The 23248-nt window shown below is 67.1% G+C and carries 21 protein-coding genes; 12 read left to right on the top strand and 9 right to left on the bottom strand.

Translation table 11 applies throughout. From position 1 onward, the window contains the following. The first annotated feature begins 4 nt into the window (after positions 1 to 4). The 3 genes from cheB (at position 5) to cysS (ending at position 2966) form a co-directional block, all read left to right on the top strand. Positions 5 to 1036 carry a chemotaxis-specific protein-glutamate methyltransferase CheB gene (gene cheB, locus GPICK_RS00260; RefSeq protein ID WP_039745061.1) on the top strand — a complete coding sequence of 344 codons (1032 nt, stop codon included), beginning with the start codon at positions 5 to 7 and terminating at the stop codon, positions 1034 to 1036. Positions 1037 to 1038: 2 nt separating this feature from the next. Next, positions 1039 to 1422 (top strand): response regulator, encoded by a 384-nt coding sequence (locus GPICK_RS00255; RefSeq protein WP_039739426.1) that lies wholly within the window; start codon positions 1039 to 1041, stop codon positions 1420 to 1422. A gap of 71 nt (positions 1423 to 1493) precedes the next feature. Continuing rightward, the gene (gene cysS / locus GPICK_RS00250; protein WP_039739423.1) at positions 1494 to 2966 is read left to right on the top strand and encodes a cysteine--tRNA ligase; all 1473 of its coding nucleotides are present in this window, start codon (positions 1494 to 1496) and stop codon (positions 2964 to 2966) included. Between the two features lie 165 nt (positions 2967 to 3131). On the opposite strand, the gene GPICK_RS00245 is transcribed toward cysS, so the two are convergent. Continuing rightward, the gene (locus tag GPICK_RS00245; protein ID WP_039739419.1) at positions 3132 to 3320 is read right to left on the bottom strand and encodes a ribbon-helix-helix protein, CopG family; all 189 of its coding nucleotides are present in this window, start codon (positions 3318 to 3320) and stop codon (positions 3132 to 3134) included. A 214-nt stretch (positions 3321 to 3534) separates the two neighbouring features. Next, entirely contained in the window at positions 3535 to 5826 is a 2292-nt protein-coding gene (locus tag GPICK_RS00240; protein WP_039739417.1) for a sigma 54-interacting transcriptional regulator, read from the bottom strand. Positions 5827 to 6262: 436 nt separating this feature from the next. Here GPICK_RS00240 and GPICK_RS00235 point away from each other — a divergent pair, with 436 nt between their 5' ends. Together GPICK_RS00235 and GPICK_RS17965 are read left to right on the top strand one after the other, a co-directional pair. Then, on the top strand, positions 6263 to 6466 hold the full coding sequence (locus tag GPICK_RS00235) for a hypothetical protein (protein ID WP_039739415.1): 204 nt from the start codon (positions 6263 to 6265) through the stop codon (positions 6464 to 6466). Between the two features lie 70 nt (positions 6467 to 6536). After that, a complete protein-coding gene (locus tag GPICK_RS17965) occupies positions 6537 to 7997 on the top strand; it encodes a transglutaminase-like domain-containing protein (RefSeq protein ID WP_052263215.1) in 1461 nt (486 codons plus the stop codon). 46 nt (positions 7998 to 8043) lie between these two features. On the opposite strand, the gene GPICK_RS00225 is transcribed toward GPICK_RS17965, so the two are convergent. Then, positions 8044 to 9336, bottom strand: coding sequence for a M16 family metallopeptidase (locus GPICK_RS00225; RefSeq protein WP_039739414.1), 1293 nt, complete (start codon positions 9334 to 9336; stop codon positions 8044 to 8046). Next, positions 9333 to 10394 carry a hypothetical protein gene (locus GPICK_RS00220; protein ID WP_039739412.1) on the bottom strand — a complete coding sequence of 354 codons (1062 nt, stop codon included), beginning with the start codon at positions 10392 to 10394 and terminating at the stop codon, positions 9333 to 9335. The genes GPICK_RS00225 and GPICK_RS00220 overlap by 4 nt, the downstream gene beginning before the upstream one ends. A gap of 242 nt (positions 10395 to 10636) precedes the next feature. On the opposite strand from GPICK_RS00220, the gene GPICK_RS00215 reads away from it, so the two are divergent. From GPICK_RS00215 to GPICK_RS00205, 3 genes are all read left to right on the top strand, one after another. Next, positions 10637 to 11074: a hypothetical protein gene (locus GPICK_RS00215; RefSeq protein WP_039739410.1), complete on the top strand. Its 438-nt coding sequence runs from the start codon at positions 10637 to 10639 to the stop codon at positions 11072 to 11074. 67 nt (positions 11075 to 11141) lie between these two features. Next, on the top strand, positions 11142 to 11663 hold the full coding sequence (locus GPICK_RS00210) for an NUDIX hydrolase (protein ID WP_039739408.1): 522 nt from the start codon (positions 11142 to 11144) through the stop codon (positions 11661 to 11663). Next, entirely contained in the window at positions 11660 to 12604 is a 945-nt protein-coding gene (locus GPICK_RS00205) for an RluA family pseudouridine synthase (protein WP_084201291.1), read from the top strand. The genes GPICK_RS00210 and GPICK_RS00205 overlap by 4 nt, the downstream gene beginning before the upstream one ends. On the opposite strand, the gene GPICK_RS00200 is transcribed toward GPICK_RS00205, so the two are convergent. The 5 genes from GPICK_RS00200 to GPICK_RS00180 all read right to left on the bottom strand — a co-directional run bounded on the left by GPICK_RS00200 (position 12582) and on the right by GPICK_RS00180 (position 19026). After that, the gene (locus GPICK_RS00200) at positions 12582 to 13097 is read right to left on the bottom strand and encodes a BCAM0308 family protein (RefSeq protein ID WP_039739406.1); all 516 of its coding nucleotides are present in this window, start codon (positions 13095 to 13097) and stop codon (positions 12582 to 12584) included. The two genes, GPICK_RS00205 and GPICK_RS00200, sit on opposite strands and share 23 nt — an antisense overlap. A gap of 97 nt (positions 13098 to 13194) precedes the next feature. Continuing rightward, complete coding sequence (locus GPICK_RS00195; protein ID WP_039739404.1) at positions 13195 to 14946, bottom strand: sensor domain-containing diguanylate cyclase; 1752 nt, start codon at positions 14944 to 14946, stop codon at positions 13195 to 13197. A gap of 10 nt (positions 14947 to 14956) precedes the next feature. Further along, entirely contained in the window at positions 14957 to 15637 is a 681-nt protein-coding gene (locus tag GPICK_RS00190) for a cyclase family protein (RefSeq protein ID WP_039739401.1), read from the bottom strand. Positions 15638 to 15743: 106 nt separating this feature from the next. Continuing rightward, positions 15744 to 16649 (bottom strand): Hsp33 family molecular chaperone HslO, encoded by a 906-nt coding sequence (gene hslO, locus GPICK_RS00185; RefSeq protein ID WP_039739399.1) that lies wholly within the window; start codon positions 16647 to 16649, stop codon positions 15744 to 15746. A gap of 4 nt (positions 16650 to 16653) precedes the next feature. Then, entirely contained in the window at positions 16654 to 19026 is a 2373-nt protein-coding gene (locus GPICK_RS00180; protein WP_039739397.1) for a peptidase U32 family protein, read from the bottom strand. Between the two features lie 160 nt (positions 19027 to 19186). Here GPICK_RS00180 and GPICK_RS00175 point away from each other — a divergent pair, with 160 nt between their 5' ends. Genes GPICK_RS00175 through hemH form a run of 4 tightly spaced genes read left to right on the top strand, consistent with a single transcriptional unit; the run spans position 19187 to position 23222 of the window. Beyond that, a complete protein-coding gene (locus tag GPICK_RS00175) occupies positions 19187 to 21010 on the top strand; it encodes a KUP/HAK/KT family potassium transporter (RefSeq protein WP_039739396.1) in 1824 nt (607 codons plus the stop codon). Positions 21011 to 21032: 22 nt separating this feature from the next. After that, positions 21033 to 21236: a SlyX family protein gene (locus GPICK_RS00170; protein WP_039739394.1), complete on the top strand. Its 204-nt coding sequence runs from the start codon at positions 21033 to 21035 to the stop codon at positions 21234 to 21236. Between the two features lie 40 nt (positions 21237 to 21276). Continuing rightward, positions 21277 to 22227, top strand: coding sequence for an aldo/keto reductase (locus tag GPICK_RS00165; protein WP_039739393.1), 951 nt, complete (start codon positions 21277 to 21279; stop codon positions 22225 to 22227). A gap of 35 nt (positions 22228 to 22262) precedes the next feature. After that, on the top strand, positions 22263 to 23222 hold the full coding sequence (gene hemH / locus GPICK_RS00160; RefSeq protein WP_039739390.1) for a ferrochelatase: 960 nt from the start codon (positions 22263 to 22265) through the stop codon (positions 23220 to 23222). Positions 23223 to 23248: the final 26 nt, after the last annotated feature.

The following is a 23248-nucleotide window of genomic DNA, read 5'->3' as shown; positions in this document are numbered from 1 at the left end:
TACGATGATCCGGGTTCTGATCGCAGACGATTCGTCCCTGGTCCGGGCGATCCTCAAGGACATCCTCGCCGGCGGCGACATCACCGTGGCGGCCGAGGCGGCCAACGGCCGGGAGGCGGTGGAGCTGACGGCGCTTCTCCGCCCCGATCTGGTGGTGATGGACATCGTCATGCCGGTCATGGACGGCCTGACCGCCATCGGCGAGATCATGACCTGCTGTCCCACGCCGATCCTCGTCCTCTCCGGCACCCTCGCGGACCGGGATGTGGACTTGGCCTTTGCCGCCATCAAGGCGGGGGCCCTCGACGTGATGGAGAAGCCGGCCGAAAACCTTATCGGGAGCGGGGTCTCCTTTGCCGAAAAGCTCCGGACCACGGTTCGCATGCTCGCGCGGGTGAAGGTGATCCGCCATCACCAGCGCCGTCGAAAGGAGCCCGCCCCCCCCCCGTCATCCCCCACCGGCGGGCGGCCGAGCATCCTCGCCATCGGCGCCTCCACCGGTGGTCCCAAAGCGGTCATGAGCATCGTTAAGAGCCTCCCACCCGACTTTCCGGCGGCGGTCTGCATCGTGCAGCACATTGCCTCAGGCTTCGCCCGGGGCTTCACCCAGTGGCTCGACCGGGAGAGCTCCCTCACGGTACGCCTGGCCCGGGAAGGGGACCACCTCACGCCGGGCGAGGCCCTCGTGGCCCCCGACGACCGCCACATGACCGTGGTCGGGGGAACGGTCCATCTTCTCGACACCCCGCCGGTGAACTGCTGCCGCCCCTCCATCGACCCCCTCTTCTGCTCCCTCGCGGAGGCCCACGCGGAGGAGGTCGTCGGGGTTCTCCTCACCGGCATGGGGCGCGACGGGGCCCGGGGACTCAAGCAGATACGGGAGCGGGGGGGGATGACCATCGTTCAGGACGAGGCGAGTTCGGTCATCTTCGGCATGCCGCGGGCGGCCATCGCTCTGGACGCGGCAGGGCGGGTGGCGGCGCTCGACGCCATCCCCCCTCTCATCGCTGAATTATTCTCGCAACAGGGAGGTTAAGCGTGGAAAAACTCAGGATCCTCGTGGTAGACGACAGCGAACTGGTGCTCGCCATGGCGCGCGACGCCCTCGAGGAGGCAGGCTACGAGGTGATTACCGCGGCCAACGGCATCGAGGCGAACACCTATATCTTTTCCCGCAACAAGCCGGACCTGATCATCCTCGACGTGATGCTGCCGATGCTGGACGGCAACAAGAAGGCGAAGCTCCTCCGGGAAAAGGACTTCAGCCGCGAGATCCCCATCGTCCTCCTCTCCTCCAAGAGTGAGGAGGAGCTCCGGCGCCTCGTGACGGAGTCGGGGGGAGATGCCTATGTCCACAAGCCCTTCACCCCCTGGCAGCTGGTGACGACCGTGCGGAAGGTCCTGGAGTCCCGGCGGCGCTGATCCGCTCTTCCCAAGGGGGATTCCCCTGTGCTAGGGTAAGAAGTTTCATATCTAACGAGTTGGAGAAGACGATGGCGCTGCGAGTCTACAATACCCTCACGGGAGCCAAGGAAGAGTTTGTCCCGCTGGAGCCGGGAAAGGTCACGATGTACGTCTGCGGGGTGACGGTGTACGATCACTGCCACATCGGCCACGCCCGGGCCAACGTGGTGTTCGACATGATCTACCGCTACCTCCGCCGCAGCGGTCTGGAGGTGACCTACGTCCGCAACTATACCGACGTGGACGACAAGATCATCAACCGCGCCAACAAGGAAGGGGTCCCCTTCACCGTCATCTCCGAGCGGTTCATCGCCGAGTTCGACAAAGACATGGCGGCCCTCGGCCTTGAACTCCCCACCCACCAGCCCAAGGCGACGGAGCATATCGTCGAGATGATCGAGGTCATCGAGCGGCTCATCGCCAAGGGGCACGCCTACGCCGCCGATGGCGACGTCTACTTCTGCGTGGAAAAGTTCGCCCCGTACCTGAAGCTCTCCAAGCGCAACCTGGAGGAGATGCAGGCCGGCGCCCGGATCGAGGTGGGGGAGAAGAAGCGCCACCCGATGGACTTCGCCCTCTGGAAGGGGTCGAAGCCGGGGGAGCCGTACTGGGAATCGCCCTGGGGTGCGGGGCGCCCCGGCTGGCACATCGAGTGTTCGGCCATGAGCATGAAGTACCTGGGGGAGACCTTCGACATCCACGGCGGCGGCAAGGACCTGATCTTCCCCCACCACGAGAACGAGATCGCCCAGTCGGAGGCGGCCAACGGCAAGCCCTTCGCGCGGTACTGGATCCACAACGGCTTCGTCAACATCAACGCCGAGAAGATGTCCAAGTCGCTGGGGAACTTCTTCACCATCAAGGAAGTCCTGGAGAAGTACGACGCTGAGGTGCTCCGCTTCTTCCTCCTCTCGGCCCACTACCGCTCCCCCATCGACTTTTCCGACCAGAACCTGAAGGAGGCCGAAGCGGGGCTCGAACGGATCTACAAGACCCTGGGGGGGATCGACGCCCTTCTGGAGGGTGTGCCATCGGCGGCACAGACCCCATCGCTGGCCGACACCGAGCGGGAGCTGGCCGAGAAGGTAGAGCAGCTTCCGTCACGGTTTCGCGAGGCGATGGACGACGATTTCAACACGGCACAGGCCCTCGGCTACGTCTTCGACCTGGTCCGGAGCGCCAACAAGGCCCTGGCCGAAGGGGCGCCATCCGGGGCCGAAGCCCGGAAGGCCCTGACCGCGGCCCGTCGGGGAGTAAGCGAAATCGGCACCGTTCTCGGCATCTTCTCCTCGTCCCCCGAGGGATTCGCCGAGCGCCTCAAGGGGCGAAAGAGCACCGGCCTGACCATTACGGAGGAAGAGATCGAACGGCTCATCGAGGAGCGCACGGCGGCCCGGGCGGCCCGGGATTACCAGCGCAGCGACGAGATTCGCGACCAGCTCCTCGCCCACAGCATCGTCCTCCTCGACTCGCCCCAGGGGACGACCTGGAACGTCAAGTAAGGAGCAACGGGTCGGAACAAAACGAAAAAGCGGCGGAAGGTATCGACCTTCCGCCGCTTTTCAGTGTGTCGTGTGCGGCATCTCGTGCCGGAAAGGGTGTCGCGGCAGAGAGCGAAAATATGAGCGCAAAAAAGAAAGGGTCCCGCGGGGGACCCTTTTTCTTGTTCAGGCGGCCTTCTGATCGGCGTCCTGGGACTGTTCGAGCTTGACGGTGAAGAGGTCCATCGCCTCCCTCATGATATCGGAGACGCTCATGTGGGTGGTCTCCATGATCTGCTGCAGCCGCTCGCGCTCCTCGTCGCTGACTCTCATGGAAATGACGTTGTAGCGCGGATTTTCTCTCATTCTGCCCATGGTTGGTTTCCTCCGTGTATGGTGTGCATGTATTGGTGCCGTGCGTTATTGCGAATACACTAGCGATATACATGCCAAAATAGAGGGAACGAAAAAATTTCTGCAACCAATGAAAATCACTGCTTTTTAAAACATTGGTATAAACTAATCATTTTTTTTGTTTACATTATTGTGCCACGAATGACACACTCTGGCCAAAAGTGCACACCTTCCACTACTCCTCGTCTATCAGATGACGCCCCTTGGCGTCCCGCTCCTTGAGGCGGTACTTGTCGAGGAGGCGGTAGAAGGTGCGGCGGGGAATATTGGCCAGCTTGGCCGCCTGGGTAACGTTGCCGTTGGCCTCCGTCAGAAATCGCTGGACGAGCTTCTTTTCCAGTTTGACCACATGCCGCTCCCGCTCGGCCCGGAAGGAGCTCCGGGTGTCGAGGGTCGCCAGGGAGTCATTCTCGTGGCGTTCAGAGAAGGCCCGGGGAAGGTTCTCGAGCCGGATCACGTCGTCGTGGGTCAGGACCGATGCCCGCTCGATGACGTTCTGCATCTCGCGGATGTTGCCGGGCCACGGATACTGCACCAGCGCCTTGATGGCCCGCTCCTCGATGGCGACGATCTTCTTGTTGAGCTTGGTGCTTGCCTTTTCCAGGAAGTGGAGGGCGAGGATCGGCACCGACTCCACACGGCTTCTGAGGGGGGGCATGGTGATGGTGAAGACGTTGAGCCGGTAGTAGAGGTCCTCCCGGAACCATCCCTCCCGCACCCCTTCCTCCAGATTGCGGTTGGTGGCGGCGATGAGTCGCACGTCCACCTTCTTCGCCGCCGTCCCCCCCACGGGACGAACCTCCCCCATGTCGAGGACCCGGAGCAGCTCCGCCTGGAGCTTGGGGGTGATATCCCCGATCTCGTCGAGGAAGATGGTGCCGCCGTCGGCCGCCTCGAACAGCCCCTTCTTCTCGGCAATGGCGCCGGTAAAGGCGCCCCGCTTGTGGCCGAAGAGCTCGCTCTCCAGGAGCGAGTCGGTGATGGTGGTGCAGTTCACCGTCACGAGGGGCTTGTCGTTGCGCTTGCTGTAACGGTGGATGGCCCGGGCGGTGAGCTCCTTGCCGGTCCCCGACTCGCCGCGGATCAGAACCGTGGTGGGGGTAGGACCCACCTGCTTGATGAGGCCGAGCACCTCCAGGGTCTTGCGGTCGCTGCCGACGATGAACTCGTCGCCATACTCCCGGTCCAGCTCCCGGCGTGCCAGTTCGTACTTCTGGATCAGGCGCCCCCGGTCCTCCTCCAGTTGCTGGAGGGTGTAGGGGAGGCACATCTCGATCTCGGCCAGCCCCTGGAAGACCGCCACCGCGTACTCGCGGCAGGTCCGGTAACCGCAGGCGCGGCAGTTCAGTTCATCCTTGATGGCGTACTTGTTGGTCGCCTGGAGAATCTTCTTGACGTCGTTCGCCGTCGGCGCCTCGAGCCGCGCGTGCTTGCTGGCGAAGGTCCGCTGGAGCGCCACCGTCTCCGGGGTTCCCTCGTAGTGGGGCGCGGTGCGGTAGGGGACCGATTTCCGGTAGTGGTTGATGACGAGATTGCGGCGGTAGAACTCGGTCAGCGCCCGGTTCCGGCCGGGGCCGCCGATGCAGCCGTCGTAGCAGAAGCGGAGGTCGGCGATCCGGGGGGAGATGCGGCCGGCCGCCAGATCGTTGATGATCCCCATGACGTTCACCTCGCCGCAGGCTGCGACGATTTCGGTGTCGAAGGGATCGGCGGGGATGGAAAAGGCCCGGAAGGTCCCTTCGGAGAGGGGAAACAGCCGGCCGTTGCCCGGCTGGACCCCGTCGAACGGCTCCTCGGCGAGAGTGGAGAGAGTGATGCCGCGGCTGCGGAAGACCCCCTCCAGCTCCTTGTAGGTCAGCACCACATCGATCGCCCCGCGGGTCTCCTTCATCTGGGTCTCGAATTTCGCGGCGATGCAGGAGCTGATGTAAACCACCCGGGCCCGGGGGCCAAGGGCATCCTTGAGAAACCGCCCCATGGCCACCATCGGCGTGACCACCGGCACCAGAGACGGGAGGAGCTTCGGATAGTGGCGCTCGATCAGGTCGACGATGGCCGGGCAGTGGGACGTAATATGGGGGCGGTCGCCCGCGGCGGTGATCAGGGCATAGTCCGCGGCGACCAGCTCCGCGCCGTAGGCCCCCTCGTGGACCTCGCCGAATCCGAGCTGCTTCAGGCCGGCCACGAGCTGCCCCGGCGCCACGTTATGGAAGTAGGTGGGGAACGAGGAGCCGAGCACGGCCACCACCACCCCCTCCGCACCGAGGAGCTCCTCGGTGACCGTCACCTTGTCGGCCACCACCTTGGCCTGCTGGGGGCAGTTGCTGAGGCAGTTGCCGCAGCCGATACAGCGGTCGAAGATGATCTCGGTGTGGCTCTGCTCCACCTTGATCGCCTTCACGGGGCAGCTGCGAACGCAGCGGTAGCACTTGCGACAACTCTCCTTGATGGTAACGATCGGTTCCATGGCTCCTCGGGAATGGGTAGACGGGGATTGATTGCAGATTTCCGGTCAGGATAGTCCAAACGGAGGGATTGTGCAACCGATGACACAGCGCCTGCGCCCCGTGCCACCAACGGCACAACCATGCCGAAGGCAAAAAAACACCCTAGCGACTAGGAGGGAAAGTCAACTAGGGCATAATGAGAGCCTTGCGGCCCTCGCAATTCTTTCATACATAGTATACCCCGCCACATTGTGCTTCGCAACAAAATATATTGCCATAACTCATTAAAATTTAAAGCATTTTTATCCATCAGCACCCACAACCGGCCGGGGCCGCTGCCGGCGCGCCGCGGGGTGGCGGCGCCGATTGCCACCCCCACCTCTTTGTGATATAACCTCCACGGTATCACCCGTTTCCGCGGCGTCCCGGCGCCGACTTCCCCCAAAGGAGCCCCCCATGGAGCTGACCATTGACGAGCACAAACTGATTGTCGAATTCCGCAGGCTGGGCCCCGCCGGCAGAAAACAGCTGCTCGATCACCTCTCGCTTCTCCTCACAAAGGGTGAGCCGGAGAACGACCTCCCCCCTGCCGATCGCTGCGCCCTCCAGCAGGAGGAAGAGCGCCCCGAGGCCTCCGGAGAGCCGATCTTCACCGAGTGACCCGAACGCAGGGGAGAGACGGCGCCGCACCTTCTGCTCTCTCCCCCTGCCGCACCGAGGAACCATTCCCATGAACCGCACCTCACTCCGCGGCGCTGTCGCCGTGTTCCTCTGCCTCACCGCCACTGCCGCCGTCGCCGCCCCATCCCCCATCCCCCGTCTTGCGGCCCCTCCCCTCGGGGTCCGGTGGTTCGCCATCTCCCTCGGCGGAGAGCGGACCGGCTTTGCCCGGCAGGAGATTGCCGCCAGTGCGGAGGGATACGAGATCACCGCCGAGTCGGCCGTTAAAATGGTCGTGCTCGGCTTTTCCCGCCAGGCGATCTCCCGGGAGCGCTACCGCGTGAACCGCGACCTCTCCCTCCGCTCGTTCCACGTGGACGAGGTGCTGGACGGCACCCCCCTCACCCTGGACGGAGAGGCGACCCCCAAGGGGGTGAAGGTCACGGTGCTGTCGGAGGGGAAGCGGAAGGAGAAACTCCTGAAGGCGAAGGGGGCGGTCTACCCCCCGGCCGCCATGAACCTCTACCCCCTCATGAAGGGGATGGCACCGGGGAAACGGATCACGGTGCCGATGCTCGACGCGGAGGGGGTGAAGGTGAAGGGGGTGGCCATGGAGGTGATGGGGATGGAGCCCTTCCCCCAGGGGGGGAATGTGGTCCACCTCCAGAACGATCTCTATCCGATGGTCGACAACGACATCTGGGTCGATCCGGCGGGGAACACCGTGCGGGAATCGGTGCGGGACGGCCTGGTGGAAACTAGGGCGGAGGATGAGGGGAGCGCCCTGCGCTACCTGGCCACAGCCGCCGTTGCGCGCCGGGATGCGCTCCGGGATTTCAGCCTGGTGCCGGTGACCCCTCCCCTGGCGGAGCCGGCGGGCCTGGAGCGGCTCGTCATCGCCGTGAGCGGGATTCCCGCCCCATTCCCCCTGCCGGCAACGGCCACCCGGCGTGCGGACGGCACGGCACTCTTCACCGTCGCGGCGGCGGAGCCGGAACCGGCCGACAGCGGGGCCGCCGCGCGTTATCTCGCGCCGGCCGACCGGCTCCCTGTGGGGGACCCCGCCGTGGCGACCCGCGCCCGGGAGATTGTCGGCAACGAGAGGGAGCCGGCACGGCAGGCCCTGCTCCTGGCCCGCTGGGTTGCCACCACCGTCGGGGAGGAGGCTGTCGATCCCCCCTCACCCCTCGACACCCTCGACAGCCGGAAGGGGGACTCCCCGGCCCGGGCACGGCTCTACTGCACCCTCGCCCGGGCCACCGGCATCCCCACCCGCCTGGTCTCCGGCCTTGCCTACTTCCCCGGCACGGGGTTTTCCTTCCACATCTGGGCCGAGAGCGTGGTGGCCGGGAGCTGGCTCCCGGTGGACCCGACCACGGGCCAAGCGCCGGCCGACGTCACCCATGTGAAGCTGGTGGAGGGCGAGGAGCCCGAGACGATGGCCACCCTCGGCCGGCTCGTCGGCAGGATCGGGATCCAGGTCCTGGAGGCGCGGGCCGGAACGAAAAACGGGGAACGGGGAGCGAAGTAATACCCCGCCCCCGTCCCCCGCGCCGTGCCGTTTCGGGGATTCCGCGTCAGTATGCCGCTTCGTACCGCCTGATGATCCCCTCCAGCTCCTTCCGGACGCTCCCCTTCAGGGGGCCCACCGCCACGAGGTTCAGCCGCCGGGGGGAGAAGAGCTCCCGGGCCGTGGCCCGGAGCATGGCCCCATCCACCGCGGCAGCCTCGGTCCGGTCCTCATCGACCCCCTTCACCAGTCCCATCAGCTCGCCCCACCCGTAGCGCACCTGCATCTCGAAGGTGGAATCCCTGCTGTAGGCAAGATCGAAGAAGTACCCCTCCTTGACCCGGCGGAGCTCCTCCTCGTCGACCCCCTCCCGGGCCAGGCGGCCGGTCTCCCGGAGCACCTCCTCCACCGCCACCGTCAGGTTTTCCGGCGCCGTGGAGAGGTCCACGGAGAAGCAGCCGGTCTCGTCGTAGGCCGCCAGCTGGGCGTCGACCGAATAGACGATGCCGAGGCGCTCCCGCAGGTTCAGGTGGAGCCGCGAGCACCCCCCCCCCGCCAGTACCCGGCGGATGAGGCGGGCCGGGACCATCCGGGGATCGAGGCGGGGAAAGCCGCGGAAGGCGATCTGGAGGTCCACCTGGCTGTCGGCATCCTTCACGAAGACGGTCCGGGGTGCGTCCTGCCCGTCGGCGACCGGGAGCTGCTCCGGCGGGAGCGGGCCGCGCCACGGGCCAAAGGCGCGCTCCGCGGCGGCGAAGATCTCCGGGGCCGCGATCCTTCCCGCCGCAACCACCACGGCGTTGGCCGGCACGTAGTAGCGGGCCATCTGCTCCCGCAGATCCGCCTCGCTGAAGCCGGCGATGGTGTCGAGATAGCCGATGGTCGGCATCCCGAGGGAGTGCCCCGGCCAGAGGAGGCTGCTCGCCAGGTTGTCGGGGTTGATCTCCGCCCCCTCCTCGTTGATATCCTCCAGCGCCTCCTCGGTGACGATCTTCTTCTCCACCTCGATGCCGTGGAAGGTGGGGGAGAGGAGCATGACCGACAGAAGCCGCACCCCCTCGGCCACGTGGTCCGGATGGACCCGGGAGTAGTAGCAGGTGGTCTCGGCGTCGGTGGCGGCGTTGACGCAGCCGCCGATCGCCTCGAAGGCGGCCTCCAGCTGCAGGTTGGAGGGGTGCTCGGCGGTGCCGCGGAAGAGCATGTGCTCCAGAAAGTGGGCGAGCCCCGCCTTCTCCCGGCGGTCGTGGCGGCCGCCGACCCGGAGGTAGACGGCGATCTCGGCGCTGTGGAGGTGGGGCATCTCGACGGCCACGACCCGCAGGCCGTTGGCAAGGGTGGTCCGATGGGTGGCAATGGTCATTGGGCTTCCGTGCTGATCTGCCGGATGGCGTCGAGCACCACGGCATCGTATTTGTCCTGGGAAAGGAGCTGGGCCACGACGGGAATCCGCAGGAGCGACTTCACGAGGCCGAAGCGCATGTCCCGCGGCAGGGAGTCGATGTAACGCACCAGATGCTCCTCCTGGGCCGGGTCAAGGGTCGGAGCGGCGGTGAGGGTGGCGACGACGTCCCCCATGGTAACGGCCTGCTGGTCGTCGCGCTGGGCCGCGAGCCGCCCCCAGACCCCGACCCCGCCGGCCAGGACCTCGGCGGCGGTGACGGGACGGGCGGCGTTCTCGGTGCACCAGCGCAGGAAGGCGATGGCCGCCTCCTTCCCGACGATCCCGGCGTAGATCTCCATCTCCAGCTCCTTCGGGAAGCGGCACTCCCGGCGGAGGATGCTCACCATCTCCCACCCCCGCTCCGTCGGCTCGGCGTCCATCTCCAGGGGCCCTCCCTGGCTGGCGAGGAAGGCGCGGTTGGCGGCCAGGAACTGGCGCACCCCGGGGTCGAGCTCCCGGGCGGCGGCATAGGCGGCCCAGCAGGAGTAGTCGCTCTCCACGTAGAGCATCACCATCCGGTCGATGAGGGCACGGTCCAGGGTCGCCACCTGGTAGGTGCCGTCGGGGGGGTTGATGGTCACCACCACCTTGTGCTTCGGGTGGAGCTTGTGGATGTGGAGCGCCCGGCGCTTCCCCTCCGCCGGCGGCTCCACGAACTGGAAGATCGCCTGGAGGGTATCCTCCTGCTGGGCCCGGTTCAGCTCGTCGCAGTGGATGACGGTCTCCGGGTCGATGTCGGTGGGCCACCAGCTGGGGCGCGACCAGTGCATCACATCCTCTTCCCGGTACGGGATCCCCACGAGATCCCCCACCTCCATCTGGCCGAGCCGCAGCGGCACGTAGCGGCGCCCGAGCTCCCTGCAGAGCTGGATGATGCCGGCGGTCTTCCCCACCCCCCGGTGCCCCACCACGCAGGGGGTGAGGTCGGTCCTGGTGAGGATCTCCCGCAGGACCCCTTTCATCTGTTCGACGTTCATCGCTTCCCTTGATTCCTTTCGCCCCGCCGGGACGACAGAGTGTACGATCGGGCGGCGGGCGGGCCCGTCGCAGAAATGGCTGACAGATAATCCGGTAAAGGGTATCATGAGTGGGGGAGTGAGGTCCAGCGGGTCGTGCCGTTGGGGGGAAGCTCCTTGACAGTCCCGGCGGGAGGTGCTATAAACGCCGTCTTTTTGCCGGGCCGATCCACGCATCACGAAAGACGACGAGGTACGATACGATGATTGTTCGACGCCGCTCCGCAGGAGATATCATAGAGGCACGGTGCACCCGCTGCCGGGACGTTCTCAACCACACCATCGTGGCGATGGTGGAGGAGCGGGTGGTGCGGGTCCAGTGCAACACCTGCGGCGGCCAGCACAACTACCACCCCCCCCAGGAGGAGAAGAAATCCTCCCGCCCGGCGGCAGCAGGGAAAACGGCCTCCCCCCGCACCCGCAAGGAGGCGGCACCGGCCGCTCCCGTCATCTGGGAGGGCCGCATGGCGGAGCTGGATCCCGACAAGGCGATCCCCTACCGCATGGATGCCACGCTGCGCAACGGCACCCTCGTCTCCCATTCCACCTTCGGTCTCGGGGTCGTGACCGCCGTCATCAAGCCGAACAAGGCCGAGATCCTCTTCCGGGAGGGGACGAAGCTCCTCCGCTGCACCCTCTGATCCGTCCCTCTCCCCAACCCCGGATGATGGTGCTATTCTCCCCCCATTTCGCCTGCGGAGGACGATGATGGAGACGCGCAACGAAACCACCCTCTTCGAGGGACTCGTGATCGACGTGGAGCAGATGGAGGTGCGCATCGGCGCCAAGGGGTGGCACACCTTCCAGGTGGTGCGCCATCCGGGCGGGGTGGCCGTGGTCCCCCTCCACGACGACGGGACGGTGACCCTCATCCGCCAGCTTCGCCCCTCCGTGGCCGAAACGCTCCTGGAGATCCCGGCGGGACGCCTGGAGCCGGGGGAAGATCCGGCCGCCTGCGGCCTGCGGGAACTGACGGAAGAAACCGGGCTCTCCGCCGGCCGTCTGACCCCCCTCGGCACCATCTTCACCTCCCCCGGCGTCTTCGACGAGGCGATCCACCTCTATCTCGCCGTCGATCTCACCGACGGAGAGCCGGAGCCGGAGCAGTACGAGGAGATCGAGACGGTGCGCATGCCGCTGGAGGAGGCCCTCGCCATGGCCGCCGACGGCCGAATCCGCGACGGCAAGACCATCGCCGCCCTGCTGCGGGCCTCACGGGTGCGGCCATGATCCTCACGGCGGTCGCCGGTCCGGAACTGGCCGGGAAACGCCTCGACGACGGGGCGGTGCACCTCTTTCCCCAGCTTTCCAAGGGGCGGGTCCGCAAGATCATCGACTGGGGGGGATGCACCGTGGCCGGCCAGGTGGTGCGGGTGGCGTCGCGGCAGCTGCGGGCGGGGGACGAACTCGTCCTCGGCGTCATGGAACCGGACCAGTACCGGGAGTTTGCCTACAGCCGGGAGGAGCTTCTCTTCGAGGATGGCGACTACCTGGCGGTGAACAAGGCCGCCGGCCTCAACTGCCAGCGGACCCCGTATCAGCTGAAGGGGACGGTGGAGTACGGCGTGAGCCTCTACCTGCGGGAGATCGGCATTGCGGAGCCGGCGCGGGTGATCCACCGCCTCGACCGGGGAACCTCCGGGGTGATGATCTTCCCCAAGAGCCGGCAGGCGGCGGCCCACATCTCGGCGGAACTTCAGGCGGGGAGGGTGGAGAAGGTCTACTGGGCGCTCGTGACGGGGGAACCGGCGGCCGCGCAGTGGCATGTCGACGCCCCCATCGCCAAGGTGGGGCGCTCCCGCTACGGGGTCGCCACCCCGGGAAAAGAGTCCCGGACCCTCTTCCGCGCCGCGGCCCGAGGCGACGGCGCGACGCTGGTGGAGGCCCGCCCCCTCACCGGGCGGACCCACCAGATCCGGGTCCATCTGGCCCACTGCGGTCTCCCGATCCTCGGGGACACGACCTACGGCGGCGCCGCCGCACCGCGGATGATGCTCCACTGCCGCGCCATGTCGTTCACGGCACACGGGGGACGGACCGTGGCGGCCAACGCCCCCCTCGACGACGATTTCACCGCCGCCTGCATCTCCCGCGGCATCGTCCCGCCATCGCCCGATGACGGAACGGCAGACGTCACGCTTCCTTCCCTCAGCGGTTCCAACTCACCCTGACGAAATTATCGTCGTGGCTCCAGCGGTAGTGGAGCTCGCCCCGGTGGGCCTTGTAGATCTCCCGCCCGAGCTTCTGGGCCAGCTTGTCCTCGGTGGTGGAGACGGTGAGGACGTTCTTGTCCTGGCTGATCTCCATGATCCGCCCCAAGGGGTTCTTCACCCGCGATTTCGTCTCGATGTTCCGGATGGTGTTGAGGATATCGTCCTCGTGCGCCAGGAGATAGTCACCGGCAAAGGTGACGATCCCCGCCGGGTTGTTGTCCGCCATCCGCTGGCAGGCGGGGCAGACCACCGCGTTGAGACTCCCCTCCTCGCTCTTCGCCTTCTTCAGCTCCCCTTCATCGACGCTCCAGCGCTTGTTCCGGTAGAGCGCGTTGCATTTCCTGCAGAGGGCAGCCTCCTTGACTCCTCCCTTGGGGAGGTAGACATCGGTGCTGCGTGCGGTCCGCTGTCCCTTCTCCTCCACCGCGATCTTGTGGGAAACCCGTGCCATACGCCCATCTCCTTTCCCTGAGAAATTCGGCTCCGGTCTTCGTGAGCGGTGCATCTACACTATCAGTATACCACCCGCCCCCCACCCCGTCACCGGGTCATCGCCCGTGGGCCACGCTCCGGTTCCGCCCCCCCTCCTTGGCGCGGTAGAGGGCCTGGTCGGCGGCATCCACGAGCCCCCGGGAATCGGCGGCGTCGCCGGGGAAGGTGGCGATGCCGATACTGACCGTAAGCCTCCCCCCCGGCTGGCTCTCCCGCAGGGGGAAGGGGTAGTCCGCCACAGCCCGCCGCAGCTTCTCGCCGGCGATGAGCGCCAGATCGCGGTCGGTCTCGGGCATGATGACCATGAACTCCTCGCCGCCGTAGCGGGCCGCGATGTCCGAGGTCCGGACCGAGCTGCGGAAGACCGCCGCCGCCTCCCGCAGCACCTCGTCCCCCTTGAGGTGGCCGTGACGGTCGTTGTACTGCTTGAAGTGGTCGATGTCGATCATGACGAGGGAGCAGGGGCGGCGATTGCGGCGGGAACGGGCCAATTCGTGGTCGAGGCTGAGCCAGAACTGGCGCAGGTTGAAGAGGCCGGTGAGGGGGTCGGTGAAGGCCTCGCTGGCGGCGATCTCGTAGTTGCGCTTGAGGAAATCGTAATTGAGCTTCTGGTCGGCGAGGCTCCGCGCCTTGAGGAGGAGCTCCCCCATCTCGGCGGGGATGACGAAGAAGCCGTCCGCCCCCGCCTGGGCGCTCCGGACCTTGGCCGTCCGGTCGGGGAGGGGAGAGGTGACGATGACCGGAATCTGCTTGCTCCGCTCGTGGGACTTGAGCCGGAGGCAGACGTCGCTCCCGCTGAGCTCCGGCAGCGTCAGGGAGAGGATGCAGAGGTCCGGGGCGAGGGTGATCCCCTTGTCGAGGGCCTCCCGCCCGTCTCCCGCGGCAACGGTGGTGCAGCCGGCATCCTTCAGCCGCAACGCCAGCAGCCGCAACAGCTCCGGGTCCGGCTCGGCCACCAGCACCCGGGGAGCGCGGACGAAGCGAAGGTGCGCCCCACCCTTGGGGAGGGTGACGGTGAAGGTGCTCCCCACCCCGCTGCTGCTCTCCACCGCGATCCTGCCGCCGTGGAGTTCCACGAATCGCTTGACGAGGGGGAGGCCGAGCCCGAGGCTGCCGGGCCCCGCGGCGAGTCCCCCACCCACCTCGAAGCTCGTGAAGATATGCTCCAACTCCTCCTCCCCCATCCCCCGCCCCTCGTCGGCGACCCGGAGCTCGATCCAGCGCCGGTCCGCTCCGGCGGCGTCGGCCACCTCCCGCAGGGCGATGGTGACCCGCCCCCGCGGGGACGAAAACTTCAGGGCGTTGGTGACCAACTCCTCCACGATGAAGGAGAATTTCCCCTCGTCGGCCACGACGACGCACTCCGCTCCGGCGCACGACGTCTCGACCGCCACCTCCCGCCTGCCGGCCTCCTCCCGCACCCGCTCCACCACGCGGTCGAGCGCCTCCCGCGCCGGGAACTCCTTCGGGAGAAAGACCGCCATCCCCAGCTCGCTGCTGCAGAGTGCCAGGACCCGCTCCAGCATCCGCTGAAGCCGTTTCCCCCGGGCGATGATCGTTTCGAGGCAGATCCGCTGCTCGCGGCTCACCCCCCCCATGGCCCCGTCACGCAGACAGGTGGCGAAGTCGACGATATGGTCGAGGGGGCGCTGGAACTCCCGCGACATGTGGGCGAGGAACTCGGATTTGACCTGGCTCGCGATGAAGAGCCGCTCGTTGGCCCGCTCCAGCTCCTCGGTCCGCTCCCGGAGCAGCCGCCGCAGGAGGTCCAGCTCCCCGGCACTGACGATCTTGCGCGACCGTGCCATGAAAGCCTCGTCAGGAGAGGGGCCAGCGGGTGGTGTGGAGGTCCGGCGCCGGCCGCTCCTCGGCCGGTTCCCCGCTCCGGAGGATCGCCCGGGCCGGGGCGCCGTCCCCTCCCGCCACCTTCAGGGGGAGGCAGATAAGCTCGTAGCTCCCCGGCGGCACCCCCTCCAGGTTGAGCCCTTCGAGGATCACGACCCCGGCGTCCAGGAGGATCCGGTGGACCGTGCCGTCGCCGCCGAACCGTTCGATGGAGAGGTAGTCGATCCCGACGAGCCTGACCCCCGCCTCGACCAGATACCGTGCCCCCTCCTCCGTGAGGGCGGCGAAGTCGTCCTGGAAGCCGGGACGGTCCCAGAGGAGCGAATTGCCGGTCCGGAGCAGGAGCCGCTCCGCCCCCCGCACCGGGAGGCGGGCGAGCTCCCGCGCCCCGATGGCCCGCGCCTCCCGAACCTCCACCACCCGGGCGCCGCCGACGAGCAGCGACGGGGGGACGTGGTCCACGGTGGCGCCGCCGTCACGGCAGTGGCGGGGGACGTCGAGGTGGGTGCCGCTGTGGGTCGAGAGGGTGAGGAGCGAGACATTGGCCGGGTCCCCCCGGGAGATGCGGGTCACCGCCTCGACGCCGACGGGGGGATCGCCGGGGTAGACGGGAAGGTGGGGAGAGAGGGGGACGGTGATGTCGTAGATCTTCATGAAAGCCCTCCGGGCGGGCGCTGCCCGCACTGCACAGTATACACCCGGCGGAGGGATTTGCGAGACGGGGAAGGCCCGCTCAGGAGGGGAGGGAGGGTCTATGGGGTCAGTGGGCGGAGAGCCCCGCCAGCAGCCGCTCCAGCTCTCCCCGGTCGAACCGGTACCGCTCGCGGCAGAGCTCGCAGGTGACCTCGGCACCCCCCTGTTCGTCGATGAGGGCGGCGAGGTCGTCTTTCCCCAGGGAGACGAGGACCCGTTCGATCCGCTCCCGGCTGCAGGAACAGACAAAGGCCAGTGCCCGCTTTTCGAGGGTATTGAAGGGGATCCCCTCGAAAAGGTACTCCAGGAGCCCCTCGGGAGTCACCCCCCGGCGGAGGAGTTCCGTCACGGGAGGCATCCCCTCGATGCGTGCCATGAGCCGCTCCACCAGCTCTTCGTTCCCCGGGGGGAGGGACTGGATCAGGAAGCCGCCGGCGGCGGAGATGCTCCCGTCCGCCTCCACGTAGGTCCCGAGCCCCACGGCCGACGGGACCTGCTCCGACTCGGTGAGGTAGTAGGCCAGGTCCTCGGCAATCTCGCTCGTGTAGAGGATCACGGTGCCGGTGTACGGCTCCTTGAGCCCGAGATCCTTGGTGACGGTTAGGAGCCCCGCCTGGCCGAGGGCCCCCCCCACATCCAGCTTCCCGTCGTCGCGCACGGAGGAGACCTCCGGGTTGCCGACCCCTCCCCGCACCGCCCCGTTGGAGTCGGCCTCCACGAGGACCCGTTTCAGGGGACCGTTCCCCTCGAAGCGGAGCGCCACCCGCTGGCCGGTCTTGAGGAGCGCCCCCATGAGGGCTCCGGCGGTCAGCCCCCGCCCCAGGGCCGCCGACGCCGTGGGCCAGGTGCCGTGACGGCGGCTGGCGTCGGCCACGAGTCCCGTGGTGACGCAGGCCAGCGCCCGGATGCTGCCGTCCCGGGTGATGGCGCGGACGAGATAGTCGGTGAAGATCGATTCCGTCTTGTTTTCCATATGCTTACACCAGTCCCATGACAAAGTTGAATTCGCTCGTCCCGGCAATCGCCTCGCCCCGGGCGAAGGCGTCGAGGACCGGCCGCCATTTCTCCCGCGGCGCCTGGGAGAGGTCCACCACGAAGGAGCCGCATCCCGCCTCCTGCAGCCTCCCCCGGAAGTGGGTAAGGGAAAAACGGGGGGTGGGGGTGATGGTGGTGAGCTCGCCGCGGACCGCCACCTCGTACTCCTCCCCCCGGTCGGAGACCAGCGGCGCGTCCCCCTTCACCCCCTTGATGGCGATCCGGGTGGTCATGGCGGGGACGGCGCCGTAGACCAGGACCCGGCGCCGCAGCGGCACGTCGGCCGCCAGAAGCGCCGCCATGTTCTCGGCGTCGTCCTCGATGTAGAGGGTGGCGGCCTCGGCACCCAGTTCCCGCCAGGAGAGGAGCGCCTGGGTGTTGAGGGAGAAGAGCCGGAAATCGGTGGAGAGCTCCACGTCGCGCCCCTTGAGAAGGGCGAAGTGGGAGAGGTTCGCCAGTTCGAACCTCCGGAAGCCGTGGGCGATGATGGCGTCGATCGCCTCCTCGTAGAAGGGGAGGTCGGCGTCGAAGATGATGAAGGGGAGGTGCCAAACGATCCGCCCCTCGTCCCCCCGGAGCTTGCGCGCCGTGACGGGGAGCTGGTGGATGTTGGCCCGGGAGACGGGGAGGGCGATGGTGTCGATCCCCGGCTGGCGCAGCAGGACCGCATCCCGCAGCTGCTCCACCCGCACCGTCACCTCGGGGCGGGAAGGGCGGGCCGGCACCCCGGCGGGGACCAGGGAGGCGAGGGCCCGCTTGCGCGCCTCGCCGCGCCTCTTGCCGGCCTCGGCCGTCACCTTCCCGGCGAGCTGGGCGTAGAAGTCGCGGCGGATATCCTTGAGCCGGGCCGGCGGGATGAGGACCGCCGGGAAGCCGGGGGCCGCCAGGGAGCGGAGTTCGAAGGGGGTTTCGCCGGTCCGGGAGAACTGGGCCCGGAGCACCCCCGCCATATCCTCGGTGCGCGCCGGCTCCAGCGCGCCCAGGGGGAAGGTGGCGGCGAACGCGCCACCGCCGGCCCGGGCCGCCACGCGGAGCGTGCCGCCGTCGAGGGTGAGCTCCAGGTCGCAGGGGATCTTGCCGGTCCGCACCGCTTCCAGGCGTTTCAGGCAGGCGTTCTCGCTCATGGTGAAGGCGGTCTCGGAGGAGACCTTGAAGACCGCGTCCCCCACCTTGAAGGTGAAGGGGGCGACTACGGTGACGATGCTCTTCTCCTTTGCCGACTTCACCCGCTCCTTGCCGACGAAGAGCTCCTTCACCGTGAAGGCGCGCCCGGCCATGTCGCTCTTGGGCTGCACCCGGACCCGGTCGCCGACGAAGAGCCGGTCGCGGGTCTCGAAGGTGATCCGGTCGCCGCGCACGCTCCTGATCTCGCCGAGGAAACGGCCGGTGGCGCCGCGCAGGGTCGGGGTGGCGATGTCGGTGGGGGCGCGGGAGTCGAGGAATCCCTTGGTCGGCACCCGGCCGAAGGAGAGCTTGAGGATCTCCTTGGCTCGGGCCGCGGCCTCGGCCCGCTTCCGCTCGGAGGCGTCGAGGACGAGGCGGTAGGCCTCCACCACGCTCGCCACGTACTCGGCCGACTTCATCCGCCCCTCGATCTTGAGGGAGGCGACGCCGGCGGCGGCCATGTCGGGGATGAGATCGACGATGGAGAGGTCGTTGGTGGAGAAGTAGTACCCTTCCTTCCCCCGGTGGCGGTACTGGCGCCGGCACGGCTGGGCGCAGCGCCCCCGGTTGCCGCTGTGGCCGCCGAGAAACGACGAGAAGTAGCACTGCCCCGAGATGCCGAAGCAGAGGGCGCCGTGGATGAAGCACTCGATCTCCGCCTTCGAGGCGCGGCAGATCTGACGGATGTCGTCCAGGTGGAGCTCCCGCGCCAGCACCACCCGCTCGAAGCCGAGCTCCTCCAGCATCCGGACGCCGGGGAGGTTGTGAATGGTCATCTGGGTGGAGGCATGGCGGGGAAGGCCGGGGAAGTGGTCGCGGATGAGACGGGCGACGCCGAGATCCTGGAGGATCACCCCGTCGGCCCCCATCGCCTCCAGGGCGGAGAGGGTCTCCACGAGCTGCGGCAGCTCCCCCTCCTTCACCAGGGTGTTGAGGGTGAGGTAGACCTTGCGCCCGAGGCCGTGGGCGTAGGCGACCATCCGCTCCATCTGGGAGAGGGAGAAGTTCTTCGCCTTGGCCCGGGCGGAGAACTCCCGCAGGCCGGCGTAGACGGCGTCGGCCCCCTTCTCCATGGCGGCGAAGAACGCCTCCAGTGAGCCGGCGGGGGCGAGAAGCTCCGGTTTTTTAAGCTGTTGATATGGTTTGAGCATTCGACCAGACTACCCGAAGCGGGGGAGAGCCGTCAAGGAGATCGTCCCCCGCCACGCCGGGTTTTATATTGAGTTGGAACGGGTGAAGTGATATAAGGACGCACGGTTCCGGCGTATACCGCGCCGGGCCGGATCAACCGCCCGCAGGAGCGAACAACGGATGCAGCAGAGTGGTCACCAGGAGTCCTTCTGGGGAGGGATCATCAAGTCGATGGGTCTCGTCTTCGGCGACATCGGCACGAGCCCGATCTATACCCTCACCGTCATCATGACCCTCACCAAGCCAGATGCCGAGCATGTCCTCGGCATCCTGTCGCTCATCGTCTGGACCCTGATCCTCCTCGTCTCGGTGGAGTACGCCTGGCTCGCCATGAGCCTCGGCCGCAAGGGGGAGGGGGGGACCATCGTCCTCAAGGAGATCCTGGTCCGGCTCCTGAAATCGGGGCGCCGGATGGCCTTCGTGGGCTTTCTCTCCTTCCTCGGGGTCTCGCTCCTCCTGGGTGACGGGATCATCACCCCCGCCATCAGTATCCTCTCCGCCGTGGAGGGGATGCGGCTCATCCCGGGGATGGAGAACCTCCCCCAGGGGTTGCTGATCCTGGTGGCGGCCCTCATCGCCATCACCCTCTTCATCTTTCAGTACAAGGGGACCGACAAGGTGGCCGGCGCCTTCGGCCCCATCATGGTCGTCTGGTTCTCCGCCCTCACCGCCTCGGGGCTCCTCTCCATCGTCGGCACGCCGGAGGTAGTCGGCGCGGTGAGCCCCCACCACGCCATTCTCTTCCTGAAGCATAACGGCCTCGCCGGCTTCTTCATCCTCTCCGAGGTGATCCTCTGCGCCACGGGGGGCGAGGCGCTCTACGCCGACATGGGGCACCTGGGGAGAAAGCCCATCGTCCGTGCCTGGTACTTCGTCTTCTGCGCCCTGGTCATCAACTACCTGGGGCAGGGGGCCTTCATCCTCCGCAACCCCAAGGAGACCAACATCCTCTTCTCCATGGTGAAGAGCCAGGCGCCGCTCCTCTACATCCCGTTCCTGTTCCTCACCATCCTGGCGACCATCATCGCCTCCCAGGCCCTCATCAGCGGGGTCTTCTCCATCGTCTATCAGGGGATCACCACGCGGATACTGCCGCTCATGAAGGTCGACTACACCTCGAGCCACCTCAAGTCCCAGATCTACATCGGCTCGGTCAACTGGACCCTCCTGGTGCTCGTGATCTTCATCATGCTCGTCTTCCAGAAGTCCGAAAACCTGGCCGCCGCCTACGGCCTGGCGGTCACCGGCACCATGACCATCACCGGGATCATGATGACCATGATCTTCGCCCGCACCACCAAGAAGTGGAAGGTCCCCCTGGCAGCGGCCATAACCCTTCTCGACCTGGCCTACCTCATCGCCAACCTCCACAAGCTCCCCCATGGCGGCTACTGGTCCCTCATCCTCGCCTCGGTGCCGCTGGCGATCATGATCATCTGGACCCAGGGGCAGCGTGCCCTCTACAAGGCCCTCAGGCCCCTCGAGCTCGACATCTTCCTCCTCTCCTACGAGCAGATCTACGGCAAGGGGCGCAACATCCCCGGCACCGGCCTCTTCTTCACCCGCGAGGCGCCGGTGGTCCCCCCCTACGTCATCCACTGCATCATCCGGAGCAACATCATCTACGAGCGCAACGTCTTCGTCTCCCTCAGCCGGACCGACGAACCGTTCGGGATCAAGACCAAGCTCACCGAAGGGCTCGGCACCGGCCTCGACGCCTTCGAGATCCGGGCGGGGTACATGGAGATGGTGGACATCGAAAGGCTCCTCAAGAAGCACGGGGTCGAGGAAAAGGTCATCTTCTACGGCATCGAGGACATCGCCACCAACAACCCGATCTGGCGGGTCTTCTCCACCATCAAGCGCCAGACCGCCAACTTCGTCCAGTTCAACAAGCTCCCCGCCAGCAAGCTCCAGGGGGTCGTGACGCGGGTGGAGATGTAGGGGGCGAAAGGAAGGAGTTTTCATGCAGGAACGGCTCACCGACCTGGAGATCCATATCGCCCACCTGGAGCGGACCGTCCAGGAACTGAACGAGGTGGTCTTTCGCCAGCAGCGCTCCATCGACCGACTCGAAGGGGAGTTGAAGGGGCTCCGGGAGCAGGTCCGGGCGGGAGGAGACTCCCTCCTGAAAAAGCCCGAGGAGGAAGAGCCGCCCCCCCACTACTGAACCACCCCCCGCGACCCTGTCACGCCCCACGGAGGATTCCATGCACCACGTCACGCTCGGCGCCACCGGCATTCAGTTTTTTCCCCTCGTCTTCGGCACCCTCCCCCTGGGCCCGCTCCAGGCGGGGCTCTCGCCGGCGGACGGGGGGCGCCTCATCCGCCACGCCCTGGAGCGGGGGGTCACCATGCTCGACACCGCCACCCTCTACGACACCTACCCCCACGTGCGGGAGGGGGTTGCCGGCTGGCAGGGGGAGGTGACCATCGTCACCAAGACCCACGCCAATGACGGCCCCACGGCCCGGGCCCACGTGGAAAAGGGTCTGCGGGAGCTGGGGCGCGAGCGGCTCGACATCGTCCACCTCCACGGCGCCCGGGTGGCCGATCCGTTCACCGACCGGGCCGACGTGCTGGCGGAGCTGGCGCGGATGAAGGAGGAGGGGAAGATCGGCCACGTGGGGCTCTCGTCCCACTACATCAGCGCCATCCGGAAGGGGGTGGAGCACCCGGAGATCGAGGTGATCCACCCCCTCATCAACCGGACCGGCATGGGGATCCTGGACGGCGGCCCGGCGGAGATGGCGGAGGCGATCGCTGCCTGCGCCCGGGCGGGGAAAGGGGTCTATGCCATGAAGGCCCTGGCGGGGGGGAACCTGATCGCCGAGGCCCGGGCGAGCCTCGCCTACGTCCGGGGACTCGAAGGGGTCCACGGGGTGGCGATCGGGATGCTCTCCGAAGGGGAGGTGGGGGCGAACATCGCCCTCTTCTCCGGCTCCGCCCCCGAGGATGACGTCTGGCGGGAGCTGGAGAGCCGACGCCGCAAGCTGCGGATCATGGATAACTTCTGCAAGGGGTGCGGCGGCTGTCTCGACGCCTGCGCCAGCGGCGCCCTCTCCATCGTCGACGGCAAGGCGGTGGTGGACGAGGAGGCGTGCATCCTCTGCGGCTACTGCGCCGCCTCGTGCCCCGAGTTCATCATCCGGGTCGTCTGACGCCCCCGCACTTTACCGCGCCGAGGTCACCAGCCATGTCCGACAAAACCGCCGTCCTCCTCCTCCAGATGGGGGGCCCCGACTCCCTGGACGCCGTCGAGCCGTTCCTCGTCAATCTCTTCTCCGACCGGGAGATCATCCGGATCGGCCCGGCCTTCCTCCAGCCGTTCATCGCCCGACTCATCGCCCGGCGCCGCTCCCGGGGGGTCGAACACAAGTACGGGGAGATCGGCGGCAAGTCCCCCATCCGGGAGCTGACCGAGGCCCAGGCCCGGGCCCTGGAGGAGGCGCTGGGGACGGGGTACCGCTGCTTCGTCGCCATGCGCTACTGGAAACCGTCCACCGTGGAGGCCCTGGCGGCGATCCGGCGGGAGGGGATCTCGAAGGTCATCGCCCTCTCCCTCTATCCCCATTACTCCCGGGCCACCAGCGGCTCCAGCATCAATGAGCTGAAGCGGGTGGTGGCCGAGGCCGGCACCACCTTCGACCTCACCATCGTCGACCGGTTCTACGACCACCGCCTCTACATCGACGCCCTGGCGGAGAAGATCCGCGAGGGGCTCGACGACTTCCACCCCCTGGCGGAGGTGCAGGTCCTCTTTTCCGCCCACTCCCTCCCCCAGTCGTTCATCGACGAGGGGGACCCCTATCTTTCCCACATCGAGGAGACGGTGCGGCTCGTCATAGAGCGCTTCGAGGGGGTCACCTACCACCTGGCATTCCAGTCCCGGGCGGGGCCCGTCACGTGGCTGGAGCCCTCCACCGACCAGATGCTGGAGCACCTGGCGGCCCACGACGTGAAGAACCTCCTGATCGTCCCCCTCTCCTTCGTCTCGGACCACATCGAGACCCTCCACGAGATCGACATCGAGTACGCCCAGATGGCCCACAAGCTCGGCTACTCCCGGTTCCGCCGCAGCCCCTCCCTCAACGCCTCACCCACCTTCATCGCCTGTCTGGCGGAGCTGGTGCGGCAGGCGGAAGGACGGGGCTGACGAATCTGAAAATCCAGCGATGCACC

This window comes from Geobacter pickeringii (assembly GCF_000817955.1).
Taxonomy (GTDB): Bacteria; Desulfobacterota; Desulfuromonadia; order Geobacterales; family Geobacteraceae; genus Geobacter; species Geobacter pickeringii.
The sequence above is the reverse complement of the archived record's forward strand: the minus strand, read 5'-3'. Positions and strand labels throughout refer to the sequence as shown.

Excerpts from the sequence above, each read along its gene's own strand:
- GPICK_RS00210 (WP_039739408.1), top strand. The coding sequence starts at position 11,142 with ATGGAGACGCGCAACGAAACCACCCTCTTCGAGGGACTCGTGATCGAC.
- GPICK_RS00180 (WP_039739397.1), bottom strand. The coding sequence starts at position 19,026 with ATGCTCAAACCATATCAACAGCTTAAAAAACCGGAGCTTCTCGCCCCC.
- hslO (WP_039739399.1), bottom strand. The coding sequence starts at position 16,649 with ATGGAAAACAAGACGGAATCGATCTTCACCGACTATCTCGTCCGCGCC.
- GPICK_RS00225 (WP_039739414.1), bottom strand. The coding sequence starts at position 9,336 with ATGACCATTGCCACCCATCGGACCACCCTTGCCAACGGCCTGCGGGTC.
- GPICK_RS00170 (WP_039739394.1), top strand. The coding sequence starts at position 21,033 with ATGCAGGAACGGCTCACCGACCTGGAGATCCATATCGCCCACCTGGAG.
- GPICK_RS17965 (WP_052263215.1), top strand. The coding sequence starts at position 6,537 with ATGAACCGCACCTCACTCCGCGGCGCTGTCGCCGTGTTCCTCTGCCTC.
- GPICK_RS00215 (WP_039739410.1), top strand. The coding sequence starts at position 10,637 with ATGATTGTTCGACGCCGCTCCGCAGGAGATATCATAGAGGCACGGTGC.
- GPICK_RS00220 (WP_039739412.1), bottom strand. The coding sequence starts at position 10,394 with ATGAACGTCGAACAGATGAAAGGGGTCCTGCGGGAGATCCTCACCAGG.
- cysS (WP_039739423.1), top strand. The coding sequence starts at position 1,494 with ATGGCGCTGCGAGTCTACAATACCCTCACGGGAGCCAAGGAAGAGTTT.
- GPICK_RS00205 (WP_084201291.1), top strand. The coding sequence starts at position 11,660 with ATGATCCTCACGGCGGTCGCCGGTCCGGAACTGGCCGGGAAACGCCTC.
- GPICK_RS00195 (WP_039739404.1), bottom strand. The coding sequence starts at position 14,946 with ATGGCACGGTCGCGCAAGATCGTCAGTGCCGGGGAGCTGGACCTCCTG.
- GPICK_RS00200 (WP_039739406.1), bottom strand. The coding sequence starts at position 13,097 with ATGGCACGGGTTTCCCACAAGATCGCGGTGGAGGAGAAGGGACAGCGG.
- hemH (WP_039739390.1), top strand. The coding sequence starts at position 22,263 with ATGTCCGACAAAACCGCCGTCCTCCTCCTCCAGATGGGGGGCCCCGAC.
- GPICK_RS00235 (WP_039739415.1), top strand. The coding sequence starts at position 6,263 with ATGGAGCTGACCATTGACGAGCACAAACTGATTGTCGAATTCCGCAGG.
- GPICK_RS00190 (WP_039739401.1), bottom strand. The coding sequence starts at position 15,637 with ATGAAGATCTACGACATCACCGTCCCCCTCTCTCCCCACCTTCCCGTC.
- GPICK_RS00165 (WP_039739393.1), top strand. The coding sequence starts at position 21,277 with ATGCACCACGTCACGCTCGGCGCCACCGGCATTCAGTTTTTTCCCCTC.
- GPICK_RS00240 (WP_039739417.1), bottom strand. The coding sequence starts at position 5,826 with ATGGAACCGATCGTTACCATCAAGGAGAGTTGTCGCAAGTGCTACCGC.
- GPICK_RS00175 (WP_039739396.1), top strand. The coding sequence starts at position 19,187 with ATGCAGCAGAGTGGTCACCAGGAGTCCTTCTGGGGAGGGATCATCAAG.
- cheB (WP_039745061.1), top strand. The coding sequence starts at position 5 with ATGATCCGGGTTCTGATCGCAGACGATTCGTCCCTGGTCCGGGCGATC.
- GPICK_RS00245 (WP_039739419.1), bottom strand. The coding sequence starts at position 3,320 with ATGGGCAGAATGAGAGAAAATCCGCGCTACAACGTCATTTCCATGAGA.